Below are 17,012 nucleotides of genomic sequence, written 5' to 3' on the forward strand. Positions count from 1 at the left end.
GAGAACCTCACCCCTCCAACGCCGCCTCCATCACCGCCCGGGCGATCGGCGCCGCGCTGCCGCCCCCGCTGATGTCGCCCCGGTCCGCCGCCGCGTCCTCCACCACCACGGCCACCGCCACGGCCGGGCGGCCGGAGTCCGGGGCCTGCGCCCAGGAGATGAACCAGGCGTACGGGAGGCCCGAGTTGTCCACGCCGTGCTGGGCGGTACCGGTCTTGCCGCCCACCGTCACCCCGTCGATCGCCGCGTTCGACCCGGTGCCGTCCTCCACCACGTCGACCATCATCCGCTGGAGCTGCACCGCCGTGGACGGGCTCATCGCCCGGTCGAGGGAGCGCGAGCCCTGCTGCTGGACGGTGTCCCCGTCGGCGGCCGTCACCCGGTCCACCAGGTACGGGTGGCGCAGGTCGCCGCCGTTCGCCACCGCTGCGGCCACCATCGCCATCTGGAGCGGGGTCGCGGTCGTGTTGAACTGCCCGATCGAGGAGAGCGCGAGCTGGTCCTCGCTCATGTCGGTGTCGAAGTTGCTCCGCGCGACCCCGGACGGGATGCGCAGCCCCTTCTCGTTGAAGCCGAAGTGCCCCGCCGTCTCCGCCATCCCCTCCAGCCCGACCTCCACCCCCAGATGGGCCATCACCGTGTTGCAGGAGACCCGGATGGCGTCCGCCAGCGACGCCTTCTCGCAGCCGCGCGCCTCGTCGGGCAGGACCGTTCTCGTGTTCGGCAGGACGTACGGCGACGGGGTGTCCGTGGCCGCGTCCGGGTCCTTCACCACCCGGGCGTCCAGCGCCGCGGCCGCCGTCACGATCTTGAAGGTGGAGCCTGGCGGATAGGTCTGCCGGATGGCCCGGTTGAGCATCGGCAGGCTCTTGGCCGCGTTCAGCCGGGTCCACGCCTCGGTGACCGCCGGACCGGTGCCGGAGAGCCGCTCGGGGTCGTACGACGGGGTCGAGACCAGCGCCAGGATCCTGCCCGTCGACGGCTCCAGGGCGGCGACCGCGCCCCGCCGCCCGCTCAGTCCGGCGTACGCGGCGCGCTGCATCGACTCCTTGATGGTCGTGACGACGTTGCCGCCCGGCTGCCGGCCCCGGGTGAACTCGTTCCAGAAGGGGAGAGGGGCCAGCAGGGAGTCCGTGCCCGACAGCACCCCGTCCTCGGCGTTCTCCAGGAGCGTGGTGCCGTACGTCTGCGAGGCGTACCCGGTCACCGGCGCGTACAGCGGGCCGTGCAGATAGGTGCGCTCGAAGCTGAGCTGCTCGCCGGTCTCCTTGCTGCCGGTCACGGCCCGGTCGCCGACCAGGATGTTGCCGCGCGGCTGGTCGTAACGGGCGATGGTGGTACGCCGGTTGGCCGGGTTGTCGTCCAGCTCCTCGGCCTCGAAGAGCTGGACGCGGGCCGCGTTGACGAGCAGCGCCACGAGCAGCAGCAGACAGAGGGCGGCGGCCCGCCGGATGTAGCGGATCACCGGTCCTCCTCCGTGGACGGGGCGATGACCCCGGTCTCCACGTGTTCGGGCTCCGGTCTGCGCGCGACGTCGCTGAGCCGGATCAGCAGCGCCACGATGATCCAGTTGGTGACGACGGACGAGCCGCCCTGCGCCAGGAACGGCATCGCCATCCCGGTCAGCGGGATCAGCCCCATCACCCCGCCCGCGATCACGAACACCTGGAGCGCCAGGATCGAGGCGAGACCGATGGCGAGCAGCCGCCCGAACGGGTCACGCAGCGCCAGCCCGGCCCGGTAGCCGCGCGCCACGAGGAGCGCGTAGAGAAGGAAGATGGCGGTGAGGCCGCTCAGGCCCAGCTCCTCGCCCGCCGTCGCCAGGATGAAGTCGGACTTGGCGGCGAAGCCGATGAGGATGGAGTGACCCGCCCCGAGCCCGGTCCCGAGCATGCCCCCGGCGGCGAACGCGAAGAGCGACTGGGCGAGCTGGCCGGGGCCCCGCCCGGCGTCGATCGAGGCGAACGGGTCCAGCCAGTCCTGCACCCGGCTGTGCACATGCGGCTCGAACGAGCCGACGACGAACGCCCCGACGGCCGCCAGCAGCAGCCCGACCGCGATCCAGCCGGTCCGGCCGGTCGCCACGTACAGCATGATGACGAAGAGTCCGAAGAAGAGCAGCGAGGTGCCGAGGTCCCGCTCCAGCACCAGCACACCGACGCTGAGCAGCCAGATCGCCACGATCGGGCCGAGCACCCGGCCGGTGGGCAGTTGCAGCTTCCAGAACGTGCGGCCGGTGTAGGCGAGCGCGTTGCGGTTGGCGGCGAGGTAGGCGGCGAAGAAGACCGCGAGCAGGATCTTGGCGAACTCGCCCGGCTGGAAAGAGAGTCCGCCGATCCGGATCCAGATCTTCGCCCCGTTCACCGCCGGGAAGAAGATCGGCACGATCATCAGGACGAGCGCGGTGGCCACCGAGAGGTAGGCGTAGCGCGCGAGCACCCGGTGGTCGCGGAGCAGCACCACGACGGCGGCGAAGAGCGCGACCCCGAGCGTGGACCAGATGAGCTGGGTGGGCGCGGCCTGGTCGCGCGGGGTCTCCAGGTCGAGCCGGTAGATCAGCACCAGACCGAGCCCGTTGAGCAGGACGGCGATCGGCAGCAGCAGCGGATCGGCGTACGGGGCCCGGAAGCGGACGGCCATATGGGCCAGCAGGGCGAGGGTGCCGAGCCCGGCGCCGTAACCGGCGACATCGGGGGGCACGGCCCCGTCGTGGGCGAGGCCGACGGCCGCATAACCGTAGACGGAGATCAGCACGGCCCCGATGAGGAGCGAGAGCTCGACCCCGCGCCGTCTGGGCAGGCGGAGCTCGGGCGGGGGCGCGTCCGCCGTCGTTGCGGTCATGGAGCGCAACGTAGCAAGAGGTGTGCCGTATTTCCCTTATGTCCTAGCGCGTCCGCCCGGAGAGCTGGTGGCTCTCCGGGCGGACGGGGGGTGCGAGGCGGCGCGGTCAGCAGAAGCGCGGCGCGGCGCCGATGTTCTCGATGTAGCGGGCCGAGCCCCACGCCCACGTGCCGTCGGTCAGCAGGTACCAGCGGTTGTTGCCGTCGACGTTGTCGCCCGTCGTCTTGCAGAAGATGTTGACGACCGTGCCGTACTCGACCGAACCCACGACCTTGCTGCTGCGGGTCGGCTTGTCGCGCAGCAGCAGGTACGGGCTGGCGATGACCCGGCCCTTGTAGGTCTTCCTGGGGGCCTGGGGCTTGGCCTGGTTCTGCGTCTGCGCCTCCTGGCGGGCCTCGTGCTCGCGCTGGAGCGCCGAGGCGGAGAGCTCGTCGGACGCCGGGGCCGAGGTGTGGGCCTCGCCGCGGTGGTCGACGGGGTGGGGGTCCGCCGCCAGAGCGGGAGCGGCGGCCGTGACCGCCGCGAGGGCGCCGGTGGCGACGCAGAGACCGATCCGGCGGAACCGCGAGGGGCGGGACAGGGGGGACATGCTGCCTCCATGAGGAAGGTGAGGGGGGCCGTGGGGGACGCGAGATGATCTCGCCCTCGTCACGCTAAGTTGGACACGGAGCGTCCGCAACGCGCACTGTGCGTGATGTCAGGCCGAACCGGTGATCCCCGCGCCCCCGCCGCCCGTGTTCCCGGCCCCATCCCCGTCGCCGAGGCGTACGTACTCCGGCAGCGTCAGCCGGGCCAGCGCCCCGCCGTCCGGGGGATTCAGGAACTCCAGCCGCGCCCCGATCACCGCGGCCTGGCCCACCGCGATGGTCAGCCCGAGTCCGTGGCCCTTGCCTGCGCCGTCCGTGCGGAACCGCTGCGGACCGCCCTCCAGGAGGTACGCCGGAAAACCCGCGCCATGATCGCGTACGGAGACCACGGCACCGTCCACCGCCAGCACCACCGGGCCGCCGCCGTGCCGGTGCGCGTTGGCCACCAGATTGCCGAGCACCCGCTCCAGCCGCCGCCGGTCCGTCTCCACCTCCACCGGGTCCGTGACCCGCACCTCGGTCTCCGTGCCGGAGGCCCGCACGACCCGTTCCACCACCGGGCCGAGGTCGTGCACGGCCAGGTCGACCTGCTCGGTGCGGGCGTCCAGGCGCGAGATCTCCAGCAGGTCCTCGGTCAGCGACCGCATCGCCCGTACCCGGTCCCGTACCAGCTCCGCCGGACGGCCCGGCGGCAGCAGCTCGGCGGCGGCCGAGAGACCGGTGAGCGGGGTCCGCAGCTCGTGCGCCACATCGGCGGTGAACCGCTGCTCCGTCTGGAGCTTGCGCTGGAGGCTGGAGGCCATGGTGTCCAGGGCGCCCGAGACGATCGCCACCTCGTCCTGGCCGCGCACGGGACGCGCCGTACGGGGGTCGCCGACCCGGGCGTCGAGGTCGCCCGCGCTGATCCGGCGGGCCACCCGGGCCGTCTGGTGCAGCCTGCGGGTCACCCGGCCGACGGCGAAGAGGCCGACGACCAGGGTGGCGGCGATGGCCAGCAGCGAGGAGCCGATGATCGCCCGGTCCAGGCCCGCGATGGTGTCGGCGCTGTGGCTGTAGTCGGTCCAGGTGGCCAGCGCCCGCCCGTCCGCCGGGCCCGCCGCCCACATCGCGGGGCCGCCGCGCCCGTCCGGGTCGCCCGGCCGGTGCGGGCCGTCCGCGACCACCGTGCCGCGCTCGCCGTCCGCCGCCAGGGCGCGCAGCGAGGCGGGCAGCCCCGGCGGGTCGATGCCGGAGCCCCGGGGCAGCGGCTCCCCGGCCTCGTACGCGTCGGTGACGACCTCCAGCCGGTCCAGCGCCTTCTCGCGGGCGTGGGAGACGGTCTGCCGGGTGACGGCGGTATGCACCAGGACGCCGAGGAGGGCGGCGAGGGTGCAGCACATGGCGGTCAGGAAGACCGCGGACTTCCAGGTGAGGGTCGCGGCCCAGGCGGGGAGGCGGAAGCGGCGCCGTCTCATCGGCCGGCCGCCGGGGACGAGGGCGGGGAGCTTGCGCTCGGGCGGTCGTCCGTCGTAGCGCTCGCGCTCGGGCGGTCGTCCGTCGTAGCGCTCGCGCTCGGGCGGTCGTCTTCCGGGGAGCCGGAGCTCCCCGGTGCGGGGGCCGTGCGCTCCGTGCGCCGCTCCGGCACCCGCAGGATCTCGTCCCGGGTGGCCAGCATCGCCTGCTGCCGGTCGTCCCAGGACCACGCGGTGCGGTACTCGTACCCGGAGATCACCGACGGCGCCCGCAGGATCAGGTCCTTGCCCGCCAGCTCCACGCTGATCACGGCGTCCGAGGTGGACATGATCCGGGTCAGCCCGCCCCGGCCGCCCTGGTCGTCCCGGCCGCCCTGGTCGGCCCGGTAGGCGCGCACGGCGAGCTGGCGCTCGGGCATCCGGATGCCGAGCACCAGTTCGTCCCTGCCGTCGCCGGTCAGGTCGAAGTAGTACGGGGTGAGGACCGGGCAGTCGTCCGGTGCCGTCCGGCAGGCGCGGATCTGCCGGACCGTGGCGTCGGGCAGCTCGTCCAGCCCGCTGTCCCGGTCGGTCTTCGCCTTCAGCCCCGCCTGCGCCACCGCGACCGGGTCCAGCCGGTGCACATCGCCGCCGGGCACGGTGATCCCGGGGATCCTGGCCGTCTCGCCCTCGCCGTAGTCGTACGGGGCGGCCGACGCGGGCGGCAGGTCGGGCCAGAGGCGGGCCGGCTCGACGGCCGAGGGGGCCTCACCGGCGCTCTCCAGCCCGCCGGCCGCGCCGCAGCCGGAGAGCAGGGCGAGGGCGGCCACGGCGGACGCGACGGCGGGCACGCGGACCGGGCGCACGGCTGGCCCTTCTCCTGGACGACAGGGGGCCTACACCCTAGGACGTGACCGTGCGCAATGCCCACTTCGTACCCTTACGGGGCCCTCGGTGGGGCCTAGCGCTGGTAAGGGTTCTGCCCCGGCTGCGTGAAGCCCGGCTGCTGCGGGTTCTGCCCCTGGCCGCCGTCCGGACCCGCCGCGTGCTGGGCGAGCAGTCGGTCGGCCTGCTCCTTCGCTATCTGCTGCTCCCCGCCGCAGAACGTGCACTGCGTCGCGTACTTCGTCGAGAACGGGAAGAGCGGGACGAAGAACAGCGTGAACTTCGTGACCCGCTTGCGCAGGGTGTGCGCCGCCGGATTGCCGCACCAGCCGCACACCATCGTCAGGATGGCCAGTTGGTACAGATAGCCCTTGGTGCCGAAAATGATCATGTCGTGCTGCCTTTCCCCGTCTTCCCCGTGCCTTGGAGTGCCTGCCGGCACAGCGCGAGGAGCTTTTCGTCCTCGTAGGTGTCATGGCTGCCGTACCCGCCGTCCAGCGCGTTATGACGGCGTACGGAGGAGAGCTCGGCGCGCAGCACCTGAGCCGCCGTCGACGCCGGGCCGACCGGACCCATCCGTGCCAGGCATTCTGCCACCCGGACCCGGACATGGCGGTTCTTCTCCCAGGCGGTGAGGAGGACCTCGGTGCTCTCCTCCGGCCGCCCGGTCACCTCCCAGAGCGCGATCGCCGCGTCCACCCGCAGCCACAGCTCGTCGTGGGCCAGCAGCCCGCGCAGCCGGGGCGCCACCACCGCCGCCTGCGGCCCGAGCGCCCCGAGCGCCGCGGCGGCGGCCCGCCGGTCGTGCACCTGGTCCGACCCGAGCCCCTCGGTCAGCACGGGCAGCACCGCGTCCCGGTCCCCGGCGACCGCCCAGAGCGCCTCGGCCGCCTCCGTGGCCGTCCCGGGCCGGCGGAGCATCGCCCGCAGCTCGGGCACCGCCTCCCGGGCGGCGGGCCCGAACGAGCCCAGCGCCCGCAGCGCCGCCGTACGCAGCCACTCGCCCCGGTACTCCGGGGCGCCGCGCAGCACCCGCAGCACCTCCGGCGTCGCCTCGCCCGCCCGCAGCCCGGTCAGCCCGGCCAGCAGCGGGCTCGCCCGGTCGTACGCACCCTCGTCCAGCGCCACCCCGGCCAGCCTGCGCCGCAGCGCCGGGGCCAGCGGAGCGGCGGCCCGCCCGAGGTGGGCGACCGCGAACCCCACGTCGTGCGGCACCTCCGGCAGCTCCAGGGCCGCCGCCAGGGCGGGCACCGCACGGGCGTCGCCGAGCCGGGCCAGCGCCTTCACCGTGGAGCCGAGCCCCGGCGGACCGCTGGCCCACTCCTTCACCCAGCCGCCGGGATCGGCCGCCAGCCGGGCCGCCAGCGCGTCGGCGGTGGGCGCGGCCAGCGAGAACAGCTCCTCCAGCACGTGCGAGGCGGCCTCGGCCAGCCGGGGCTCGGGATCGGCGAGCTGATCGCCGACGAGCGCCACCAGCTCCCCGTAAGCGCCGCGCCAGGCCCGTATCAGCCCGCCGCTCATCCGTACGGCGTCGATGCGCTGCCAGCGGTCGGGGCTGCGGAGCTGGTCGACGAGGAGCGCCGTACGGTCGCCCACCCGGTCGTCGAGGCCGACATGCAGGGTGCGCAGCAGATCGGCGGTCCAGGGGGCGCCGCGCCCGGCGCCGTCCTGGGCGGAGAGCGCGCGCAACTGGCCCACGAGGGTGGGCGCCGCGACCTGCTCGGCCCGGGAGAGGTCCGGGCAGCCGACCGGGTCGGTCTCCGGCTCCGCCTCGGCGTCGGCCTCCGGCTCGGTGTCCGGGTCCGCGTCCGGTGCGCCGCCCGGGGCCGTACGCAGCTCGCGCAGCAGCCCCGACACCACGGGCACCACATCGCGGGGCAGCTCGTCGGGCGAACAGCGCGCCAGTTGGGCCAGGGCGGCGAGCCGCAGTCCCGGCGCGCGCTCCCGGTCCACCAGCAGGGTCAGCCACCGGGCCACCCGCCCCGCCAGCGGACGGTGGCGCAGGGCGACCCGCCCGGCCGCCTCCACGAGGGCGAGCCGCACCTCCTCGTCGGGCTCCGCCGGCAGCCGCTCCCGCAGCAGATCGAGGACCCGCACGGGGTGCCGGTGCAGGGTGGCGAGCGCCGGCGGGGCGGCCATCCGAACCCCGGGGTCCTCGTCGTCGATCAGCTCGAAGAAGACCTCCGCCCCCGCGGTGACCGCGGCCGCCGCCATCGCGTAGTTCGCGGCGCCCTCGATCTCGTCCTCGTCGATCTCGTCGTCGTCCTCGTCCAGATCGAAGCCGCCGATGCTGGTGAGCAACTCGACCACGCTGCCCCGGTCCTGCACGTCCGGGTCCACGGCGAGCTCGAAGAGGAAGGGGATGCACGCCAGGGTGCAGGCGTAGACGTCCCCCTGGTGGTGCACGGCCCCGTACATCCCGTCGAGCGCGCTCTCCCGCTCCGCCGGATCGGCCGAGGCGAGACCCCGCAGGAGCACCGGCACGTCGTCGGCGGGCCCGTAGGCATGCTCCATCGACGCCCAGTCGACCTCATCGATCCCCGAGAACACGCCATCCCCTCCCCACGTCACGGCGGCGTCCGGAAGCTCCACCCGTCTCCGGCCACCTGTTCCCCATGCCCCTGCGGCGCGTCCCGAAGAAAGCGCCTGCGCAGAGTGTGCACCACGGCTCTGACAATCCACCCGTCACTTGTGGCCTTTCCTCAGGCCGTGACCAGGTCATGACCCCGTCATGACGGGACGGCCGAAAGGGAACCTGGGCATTGGCTGTGAATCCCCGTGTGCCGACCGCGGATCAGGACCCGACCGTGGATCAGGAGGAGCCCGCCGGAAGCGGTCGCGCCCGTTCCGGGTCGAGCAGGGGGCCGAGCAGGTCCCCGTACCGCTCCAGCCGCCCGGCCATGCCCTCCGCCCGGAACACCAGCGCCTCCGGCTTCCGGCACGCCTCGATCTCGCCCCAGGTGACCGGCGCGGAGACGGTGGGCTCGGGCCTCGCCCGCAGGGTGTAGGGGGTGGCGGTGGTCTTCGACGCCGCGTTCTGGCTGAAGTCGACGAAGACCTTCCCGGGCCGCAGGGCGCGCTTCATCCGGTGCAGGGCCAGCTCCGGCAGGGCGCTCTCCGCCTCCACCGCGAGCCGCTTCGCGTACGCGGACACCTCGGCGGACGGGGCCGGCTCCAGCGGGACGAGCAGATGCAGGCCCTTGGAGCCGGACGTCTTCCCGTACGCGAACAGCCCGTCGGCGGCGAGCCGCTCCCGCAGCCAGAGGGCCACCGCGCAGCACTCCACGATCGTCGCGGGGGAGCCGGGGTCCAGGTCGAAGACCATCCGGTCGGCGGTCCCGGGGGCCGAGGCGAGCCACTGCGGGGTGTGGAACTCCACCACCAGATTGGCCGCCCACATCAGCGCGGGAAGGTCCTGCACCATCACCTGGCGGGCGGCCGGGTCCTCGCTCCGCGGCACGGGGGTGGTGCGCACCCAGTCGGGCGTACCGGGCGGCGGATTCTTGGTGAAGAAGAGCTGCCCCTCGGGCCCGTCCGGATAGCGCAGGAAGGAGACCGGGCGATCGCGGAGATGGGGCAGGATCGCGCCCGCCGCGGTGGCCGCGTAGTAGTGCAGCACCTCGCCCTTGGTGGTCCCGGTGGCCGGATACAGCACCTTGTCGAGGTTGCTGAGCGAGAGGCGCCGCCCCTCCACCTCCGTGATCGGCGTCATACGATAAGAGTCACACGAACCACCCGAAAAGCTTCTCAAGCTCTCTTGACTGCCAAAAGGGGTGAACGGTGAGGTCCATATGGAACGGCGCGATCTCCTTCGGGCTGGTCAGCATCCCGATCAAGCTCGTCAACGCCACCGAGAGCCACTCGATCCACTTCCGGCAGATCCACCTCGCAGACGGTGGCCGGATCCGGTACCGCAAGGTCTGTGAGCTGGACGAGGAGGAGGTGTCGGGCGGCGAGATCGGCAAGGCCTACGAGGACGCCGACGGCACGATGATCCCGATCACCGACGAGGATCTCGCCCAGCTCCCGCTGCCCACGGCCAAGACCATCGAGATCGTCGCCTTCGTGCCCGCCGACGAGATCGACCCGCTCCAGATGGACGCGGCGTACTACCTCTCCGCCAACGGGGTCCCGGCCGCCAAGCCGTACACCCTGCTGCGCGAGGCGCTCAAGCGCAGCAACAAGGTCGCCGTCGCCAAGTACGCCCTGCGCGGCCGCGAACGGCTGGGGATGCTCCGGGTCGTCGACGACGTGATCGCGATGCACGGCCTGCTCTGGCCCGACGAGATCCGGGCCCCCGAGGGGGTCGCCCCGGACAGCGACGTGACGGTCCGCGACGCCGAACTCGACCTCGCGGACGCGCTGATGGACACCCTCGGCGAGGTCGACATGGACAGCCTCCACGACGACTACCGGGAGGCGGTGGAGGAGCTGATCGCGGCGAAGGCCTCCGGGGAGGCGGTGGCGCCGTCGGAGCCGAAGGACGGCGGCGGCGGCAAGGTCATCGACCTGATCGCGGCCCTGGAGAGCAGTGTCCGCGCGGCGAAGAAGTCCCGGGGCGAGGACGAGGTGGAGGGGGAGGCGGCCGAGGGCGAGGGGGACATGGCGGACGTCCACCCCATCAAGAAGAAGGCGGCACCCCGGAAGTCCGCGCCGCAGAAGTCCACGCCCAAGTCCACGGGCGGGAAGAAGTCGACGGCCTCCACGGCCAGGAAGACGACACAGAAGAAGACAGCGGCCAAGTCGACCTCTTCGGCGTCTTCCGCCTCTTCGTCCAAGGGCTCGTCATCGGGGAACTCGGGGAACTCGGCGAACTCGGCGAAGAAGCAGACGTCGACGACCGGCCGGAGCACCACGAAGAAGAAGACGGCCGCGCCCCGCAAACGCGCCTCGGCCTGACCCCGCCGCGTACCGGCCCCGCATCGATCCTCGTACCGATGTCCGGCCCCGGCTCCCCCCTGTCGTACCGCACCCGTACGCTACGGCGCATGAGCGCAGAGGCCCCCTCGGGACGGGTGATCGACGGCCGCTTCACCCTGGTGGAGCGGCTCGGCAGCGGCGGCATGGGCATGGTGTGGCGGGCCCATGACGAGGCGCTCCACCGTGACGTCGCCCTCAAGGAGGTCCGGCCCCCGGACCCGGCGCTCGCGGAGTACGACCCCGAGGGCGCCCGCACCCTGCGCGCCCGGGTGCTGCGCGAGGCCCGCGCCCTGGCCCGCCTCGACCACCCCAACGTGGTCACCGTCCACCACATCGTCGACCCGGGCGAGGACGGCTACCCCTGGATCGTGATGGAGCTGGTGGCCGGCTCCTCCCTCCACGACCGGCTGGCCGAAGGGCCCATGGACCCCGCCGAGGCCGCCGGACTCGGCCGCGGCATCCTCTCCGCCCTCGACGCCGCCCACGCCTCCGGCATCCAGCACCGCGACGTCAAGCCCGCCAACGTCCTGCTGCGCACCGACGGCCGCCCGGTCCTCACGGACTTCGGCATCGCCGCGATCCGCGAGTCGACGAGCCTCACGATGACGGGCGCCCTGATCGGCTCGCCCGACTACATAGCCCCCGAGCGCATCCGGGGCACCGAGGGCGACCCGTCCTCGGACCTCTGGTCGCTCGGCATGATGCTGTACGTCGCCGTCGAGGGCCACCACCCGCTGCGCAAGGCCACCACGCTCGCCACCCTGGCCGCCGTACTCGACGAGGAGGTGCCCCCGCCGGTACGGGCCGGGGCGCTCACCCCCGTACTGACGGCGCTCCTGACCCGGGACATCCCGGCCCGCCCGGACGCCGCCACCCTGGACCGGATGCTGGCGGAGGCGGCGGCCCGCCCCCAGCCGGCCCCGGACCCCAGAAGCGCGTACGGATCGCCGCAGCCCCAGCCGCAGCCGCAGCCGCAGCCGCCGCACCCACCGACCGGCTTCGGCCACCCGTCGGCCTTCCCCACCCCGGTGGACGCACCGCACACCCCGTACCCGAACAACCCGTACGCCGCCCAGTCAACGCCCCGGTCAACGCCTCCGCCCCCGGCCACGGTCCCGACGGTCCCGGGCGGCGACGGGGAGCGCAGACACCGCCTCCTGCGCCGCACCCGGATCATCAGCACGGCCGCGACCGTCGTCTCGGCGGCCGTGCTGGCAGGCGTCTTCTGGATGATCGACCCGTCGTTCCTCCGAGGAGCAGGGAGCGGCGACGACAGCGCGAACGGGAGCAACCGCCCCGACACCACGGCGAGCGCCCCGGCGAACGACCGGAGCGCCACCCCGCCCACCGCCGCCGGCCAACCGGTCGCGGACGGCGAGGAGTCCGGGTCGGGCGACGGCGACGACGGGGCGGAGGCCCCCACCGACCTGCTCACCCCGCAAGGGGCACGGCAGGCCATCGCCGCGCTGAAGCCGCTGATGGGCGGGACGAGGGTCACCGACTTCACCCTCTACGGGGAGCACGCCTCCGCCCAGGCGCCGCTGAAGTCCAACTCCCGCCTCTACGACCGGTTCAGCTACCGGGACGGCCAGGCGAAGAACGACGACATGGGCGGCACCCTCATGTCCGGGGACAAGGCGCTCGACCTGGACGCCGTCGACTGGGACGCCCTGCCCGCCCTGCTGCGGACCGCCAGGACGAGCCTCAACATCCCGGAGCCGGAGAGCAGTTACGTGATCGTGGACCCGTCGTCGCCCTTCCACGGCGACCGCCCGGTGCTGCGCGTCTACGTGTCCGACAAGTACGGCGGCGCCTTCCTCACCGCTCACCTGGACGGCCGGGTCATCGAGAAGAACCCGCGCGAGAAGGGCTGAGCTACCGAGCCGACGTCGGCTCGACGAGGTCGGGCAGGGTAGGCAGATCGAGCCCCAGAGGGCTGCGCTCGATGACATAGGTGCAGCTCGTGTACGTGTACCCGGACTGGACCTTCGACCCTGCCGCGTAACTGTCCACCCGGGACGTGGCGCCCGTACCGTGCTTGTAGAGGAAGTGGTACTCGCCCGCGGGCAGTTGGAGCCGGGCCTTGGGGTAGCTCCGGCCACTGGCCTTGCAGGCGAGCGCGGGACCGGCCGACGCGCTGTAACGCCTGCAGTCCCCGCAGGGCTTCAGCGTGACGGTGCCGGTGACGGGCCCGGTGTAGAGGACCTCGACGGCGTTGGGCGCGTCATTGCTGATGACGAGCTCCATCCGGGGTCCGCCGGGTGCCTTCGACGGCGGCAGCCGCTTCCCGGCCGCCGCCCGGTCGTCGGCTATCTCCGCGGCGATGGCGATCTTCCGGGCCTGCGCCGCCCGACCGTCGCCCTTGTAGGAACGGGCGAACCCGGCCAGCGTCGTGCGGGCGTCGCCGAACTCCTTCTCCTCGAACTGGTCCACCCCGCAGGCGTACACCCCGTCCTGGATCCCCTTGCCCGCCTTGGCGCTCAGTCCCGGAACGCTCTCGGCGGGCAGAGCGGAGACGGTCGAGCGCAGCCCGCGCAGCGCCTCGGTGGCCGCACACGGATCGCCGCCCTTCACCTCCGTGACCCGCCCGTCGATCCGCCCGCCGATGGCCGGGGCCACCTGCCGCGCGGACGCGGACCCGGGGAACGTACGCAACAGCTCACCGAACTCCGCCGAACCCCCGGCGGCCACCCCGCCCAGCCGCGAGACACCGCACCGGTACAGCGATTCGGCGAGCGGCGTGTCGGGCCGTCCGGCGAGGTCGCCCAGCAACTCCTTGCCGACCGACCCCGGCAGGGTCCGCAGATAGGTCAGCGGCTCGACGGCATCGCAGTGCTGCTTCCCGGTGTACGGGGAGGAGACGGCGTCGTAGAAGTCCTTCAGCCGGTCCGGCACGAGCTTCGCCGCCCGGGAGTCGGGATGGTCCCGGTCGAGCGCGCGATAGACGCCGAGCGCCGCCTCGTACTCACCCTTCACCGTCCCGAACGGCTGCGCGGCCGAGGCCGCCACCTTCCGGTCCCCGCGCTCCAGCCGGTCGAGCAGCATCTCCTCCCGCGCCTCGTCCCGCGCGGCCCCGTACGCCACGGTCCCGCCGACCGGAACGGCCAGCAGCGCCACACCGAGCCCGACGGCCACCACCGGCCGCCAGGACCCACCGAGCGCCGAACGCAGCGCGATCCGGGCCCCGTCGGCGGCGGCGAGGACGAGCAGGAGCAGATAGACGGCGAGCACCTGAGCGGGCACCCCGTCCGGATCGGCGGGCAGCGCCACGAACAACAGCACACCGGTGGCGACCCAGCACCCGACGGCCCGCCCCCACCGCCCCAGCAGCGCGTAACCGAGCCCCAGCCCGGTCAGGTTGAGCAGCCCGGCGGCGACGGCCCGCAGCCCCGCGCCGGGAGGCGGCGGCCCGACGGTGGGCGGCTCGGAGGGCGGCGGAGGCGGACCGAACCCAGGCGGCCCGCCAGCCGGCGGCTGACCAGAACCGGCGCCTCCAGGTCCGGATCCCGCTCCGGATCCCGGCCCGGATCCCGCTCCGGATCCCGGCCCGGAAAGGTCTGCTCTCCCGCCCGCCTGCCCGTACTGATCACCGGACTCCATAACGGCCCCCCACCGTCGAACGTCGCAAGTCGCCACCAATCTGCCCGGATCCACCCCGCTTCAATCCCGCTCCGGGCCGCGACCCGCCTCAGGCGGGAAGCCGCACCGGAGCGCCACCGAGCAGGCTGGCGGCGAGCTCGGCCGCCTGTACCCGGATCTCGGGGATGGCGGTGGTCTCCCACAGGTTTCCGCGCCGCAGCCTGCCCAGCGTCCACACGGGTGCGGCGGCGCGGTCGGCGGACGGGATCAGCCCGCCGTCCGCCGCCGTGTCGAAACCGAGGCCGTGCGGCCCGGGCACCGCGAGCCCGCCGTCGAGCAGGGAGCGGACCAGCGGATCGGCCCAGTCCCGTACGCGATCGTCCGCGCCGGTGCAGTTGACGACGGCTCCGACCGCCGTCGACCGGCCGTCGGACAGCCGTACCTGCAGCAGTTCACCGTCACCGCTGATCCGCGCCCCGTTCACCTCGGCCGCCCGGACGGTCAGGGTCCCGGCCTCCCGGGCGGCTTCCAGGGCCTGGTGGGTGACCGGTGGCAGCCGGTGCCGGTGGACCTCCCACTCCCGCAGCTCCCCGGTGAGGAAGCGTTCCCGGTCGGCGGGGGAGAGCTGCTGCCACAGCCGGGCGGTGTGGGGGCGCAGCCCGTCGACGGCGGGGCGCCAGTCACCGTCGTGGCGCCGGTGCAGCGCGACCCGGCGGAGCACCTCGCGCTTCAGCCGGGCGAGGTCGTGCGGCCCGGTAGGCAGCCCGGTCGGCGGCCCCGTCGGCGGGCCCGGCCGGTGGACCGCCGGAGGGCTCGGCGAGGGAGTGTGGGCCTGCGGCAGCCGTCCCTGCCGGGACACGGCGTGCAGCGTACGGCCCGGTGCGGCCAGGGTCCTGGCGACGTCGCACATGGTCAGGCCCGTTCCGACCAGCAGGACGTCACGGTCGGCGGGAACGGCCGCGAGCGCCCCCGGCTGCCAGGGGTCGGCGACGAAGCGGGGTGAGGCGCGCAGCGCGGCGGGGGCCCACGCCGTACCGGGAGGCTGGTTGCCCAGGGCCAGGACCACCGCGTCCGCGTCCAGGCTCCCGCCACCGTGCAGGTGGACGCGGATGCCCACGCCCGTCGCAGGGTTGCTCTCGGCGGCCACGACCCGTTCGCGGCGGCGGCGCACGCGGGCGTACGGCCCGCTCGCGGCCCTGCTGCGGGCCAGTCCGTCAGCCAGATACGCGCCGTAGTGCGCCCGGGGGACGTACGCGTCCGCGCCGATCCGGTGGCCCTCCCGGGCGGAGAGCCACCGGACGAAGTCGTCCCCGTCGTGCGGCAGCGCGCTCATCCGTCCGGCGGGGACGTTCAGGAGGTGCCGGAGGTCCGGTGTGGCGTAGGCGAGGCCGTGCCCCGTCTCCTGCGCGGGGTCGACCAGGTCGACCGTGATCCGCCGCCCGGTGCGGGCGGCGGCCTCCACCAGCCGGGCGGTGGCCAGCGTTCCGCTCGCACCCGCCCCGACGACCACGACACGGTATGGTGCCCCGGCCATGGCTCAACCGCCGCCCTCTGCCATGCCGGCGGCCAGGGTGGTCCCGTCGTGGGGGTCGATCAGCAGGAACGATCCGGTACGGCGGCAGTCGGCGTAGGCGTCGAGCGCGAGGGGTTCGGCGGTGCGGACGACGACGCGGCCGATGTCGTTGGCGACCAACTGTCCGGGCGCCGGGTGCTGGGAGAGGTCGTCCAGGGTGAGCCGGGACGGGATGTCCTCGATCACCGCCTTGACCGTACGGGTGGTGTGCTTCAGCAGGACCCGCTGCCCGGGTACGAGCGGGGTGTCGGCCACATGGCACACGAGCCCCCGCACCGTCCGGGTGAGCGCGGGCGCCGACGCGGTCGGTGCGATCAGGTCGCCGCGGGAGACGTCGACACCGTCGGAGAGCCCCACGGTCACCGACTGCGGCGCCCAGGCGGTGTCCACGCTCCGGCCGAGCAGATCGATCGCCGCCACGGTGCTGGTGCGGCCGGACGGCAGCACGGTCACCGGGTCGCCGACGCGGAGGACCCCGGCGGCGATCTGACCGGCGTACCCCCGGTAGTCGGGGTGCTCGGCGGTCTGCGGGCGGATCACGTACTGCACCGGGACCCTGGCGGGGCCGTCGGCCGGGGGGTGGTCCACGGCGACGGTTTCGAGGTGCTCCAGGACGGTGGGGCCGCCGTACCAGTCCATGTGTGCCGACGGCTCCACCACGTTGTCCCCGGCCAGGGCGGAGATGGGGATGGCGGTGATCTCGGGGACGCCGAGGGAGGCGGCGTATGCGGTGAACTCCTCGGCTATGGCGGCGAATACGGGCTCCGCGTAGTCGACGAGGTCCATCTTGTTGACGGCGAGGACGACGTGCGGGACGCGCAGGAGTGCGGCGACGGCGGCGTGGCGGCGGGTCTGTTCGACGACCCCGTTGCGGGCGTCGACCAGGACCACGGCGAGTTCGGCGGTGGAGGCGCCGGTGACCATGTTCCGGGTGTACTGCACGTGGCCCGGGGTGTCGGCGAGGATGAACCGCCGCCGGGTGGTGGCGAAGTAGCGGTAGGCGACATCGATGGTGATGCCCTGTTCGCGCTCGGCGCGCAGTCCGTCGGTGAGCAGTGCCAGGTCGGGGGCTTCCTGGCCGCGGCTGAGCGAGGCCTGTTCCACGGCCTCCAGTTGGTCGGTGAGGATCGACTTGGAGTCGTGCAGCAGACGGCCCACCAGGGTGGACTTGCCGTCGTCGACCGAACCGGCCGTGGC

General features: G+C 73.7%; 13 protein-coding genes. 2 read left to right on the forward strand and 11 right to left on the reverse strand.

Annotated features, from left to right (window positions below):
• Positions 1 to 7: 7 nt before the first annotated feature.
• From ACFWRT_RS34570 to ligD, 8 genes are all read right to left on the reverse strand, one after another.
• A complete protein-coding gene (locus tag ACFWRT_RS34570; protein ID WP_380954532.1) occupies positions 8 to 1,465 on the reverse strand; it encodes a penicillin-binding transpeptidase domain-containing protein in 1,458 nt (485 codons plus the stop codon).
• Positions 1,462 to 2,841: an FtsW/RodA/SpoVE family cell cycle protein gene (locus ACFWRT_RS34575; protein ID WP_380954533.1), complete on the reverse strand. Its 1,380-nt coding sequence runs from the start codon at positions 2,839 to 2,841 to the stop codon at positions 1,462 to 1,464. The genes ACFWRT_RS34570 and ACFWRT_RS34575 overlap by 4 nt, the downstream gene beginning before the upstream one ends.
• 106 nt (positions 2,842 to 2,947) lie before the next feature.
• On the reverse strand, positions 2,948 to 3,430 hold the full coding sequence (locus ACFWRT_RS34580; protein WP_380954534.1) for an SH3 domain-containing protein: 483 nt from the start codon (positions 3,428 to 3,430) through the stop codon (positions 2,948 to 2,950).
• Between the two features lie 108 nt (positions 3,431 to 3,538).
• Positions 3,539 to 4,882, reverse strand: a complete 1,344-nt coding sequence (locus ACFWRT_RS34585) for an ATP-binding protein (protein WP_380954535.1) — start codon at positions 4,880 to 4,882, stop codon at positions 3,539 to 3,541.
• Positions 4,879 to 5,724 carry a hypothetical protein gene (locus ACFWRT_RS34590; protein ID WP_380954536.1) on the reverse strand — a complete coding sequence of 282 codons (846 nt, stop codon included), beginning with the start codon at positions 5,722 to 5,724 and terminating at the stop codon, positions 4,879 to 4,881. Before ACFWRT_RS34590 ends, ACFWRT_RS34585 begins: the two co-directional genes overlap by 4 nt.
• Positions 5,725 to 5,819: 95 nt before the next feature.
• Positions 5,820 to 6,134 (reverse strand): zinc-ribbon domain-containing protein, encoded by a 315-nt coding sequence (locus ACFWRT_RS34595; protein WP_380954537.1) that lies wholly within the window; start codon positions 6,132 to 6,134, stop codon positions 5,820 to 5,822.
• Positions 6,131 to 8,293, reverse strand: a complete 2,163-nt coding sequence (locus ACFWRT_RS34600) for a HEAT repeat domain-containing protein (RefSeq protein ID WP_380954539.1) — start codon at positions 8,291 to 8,293, stop codon at positions 6,131 to 6,133. Before ACFWRT_RS34600 ends, ACFWRT_RS34595 begins: the two co-directional genes overlap by 4 nt.
• Before the next feature lie 262 nt (positions 8,294 to 8,555).
• On the reverse strand, positions 8,556 to 9,455 hold the full coding sequence (ligD, locus tag ACFWRT_RS34605) for a non-homologous end-joining DNA ligase (protein ID WP_380954540.1): 900 nt from the start codon (positions 9,453 to 9,455) through the stop codon (positions 8,556 to 8,558).
• A gap of 68 nt (positions 9,456 to 9,523) precedes the next feature.
• Between ligD and ku the strand changes: the two genes are divergently transcribed.
• Together ku and ACFWRT_RS34615 are read left to right on the forward strand one after the other, a co-directional pair.
• Positions 9,524 to 10,642 (forward strand): non-homologous end joining protein Ku, encoded by a 1,119-nt coding sequence (gene ku / locus ACFWRT_RS34610; RefSeq protein ID WP_380954541.1) that lies wholly within the window; start codon positions 9,524 to 9,526, stop codon positions 10,640 to 10,642.
• A gap of 89 nt (positions 10,643 to 10,731) precedes the next feature.
• Entirely contained in the window at positions 10,732 to 12,537 is a 1,806-nt protein-coding gene (locus ACFWRT_RS34615; RefSeq protein ID WP_380954542.1) for a serine/threonine-protein kinase, read from the forward strand.
• A 1-nt stretch (position 12,538) separates the two neighbouring features.
• Here ACFWRT_RS34615 and ACFWRT_RS34620 read toward each other — a convergent pair whose 3' ends face one another.
• The 3 genes from ACFWRT_RS34620 to ACFWRT_RS34630 form a co-directional block, all read right to left on the reverse strand.
• Entirely contained in the window at positions 12,539 to 14,263 is a 1,725-nt protein-coding gene (locus ACFWRT_RS34620; RefSeq protein ID WP_380954544.1) for a hypothetical protein, read from the reverse strand.
• Between the two features lie 88 nt (positions 14,264 to 14,351).
• On the reverse strand, positions 14,352 to 15,776 hold the full coding sequence (locus ACFWRT_RS34625) for an FAD/NAD(P)-binding protein (protein WP_380954546.1): 1,425 nt from the start codon (positions 15,774 to 15,776) through the stop codon (positions 14,352 to 14,354).
• 3 nt (positions 15,777 to 15,779) lie between these two features.
• A partial coding sequence (locus ACFWRT_RS34630) for a sulfate adenylyltransferase subunit 1 (protein ID WP_380954548.1) occupies positions 15,780 to 17,012 on the reverse strand: 1,233 nt, incomplete at its 5' end.

The sequence above is a fragment of the Streptomyces cyaneofuscatus genome (assembly GCF_042718795.1).
GTDB lineage: Bacteria > Actinomycetota > Actinomycetes > Streptomycetales > Streptomycetaceae > Streptomyces > Streptomyces cyaneofuscatus_A.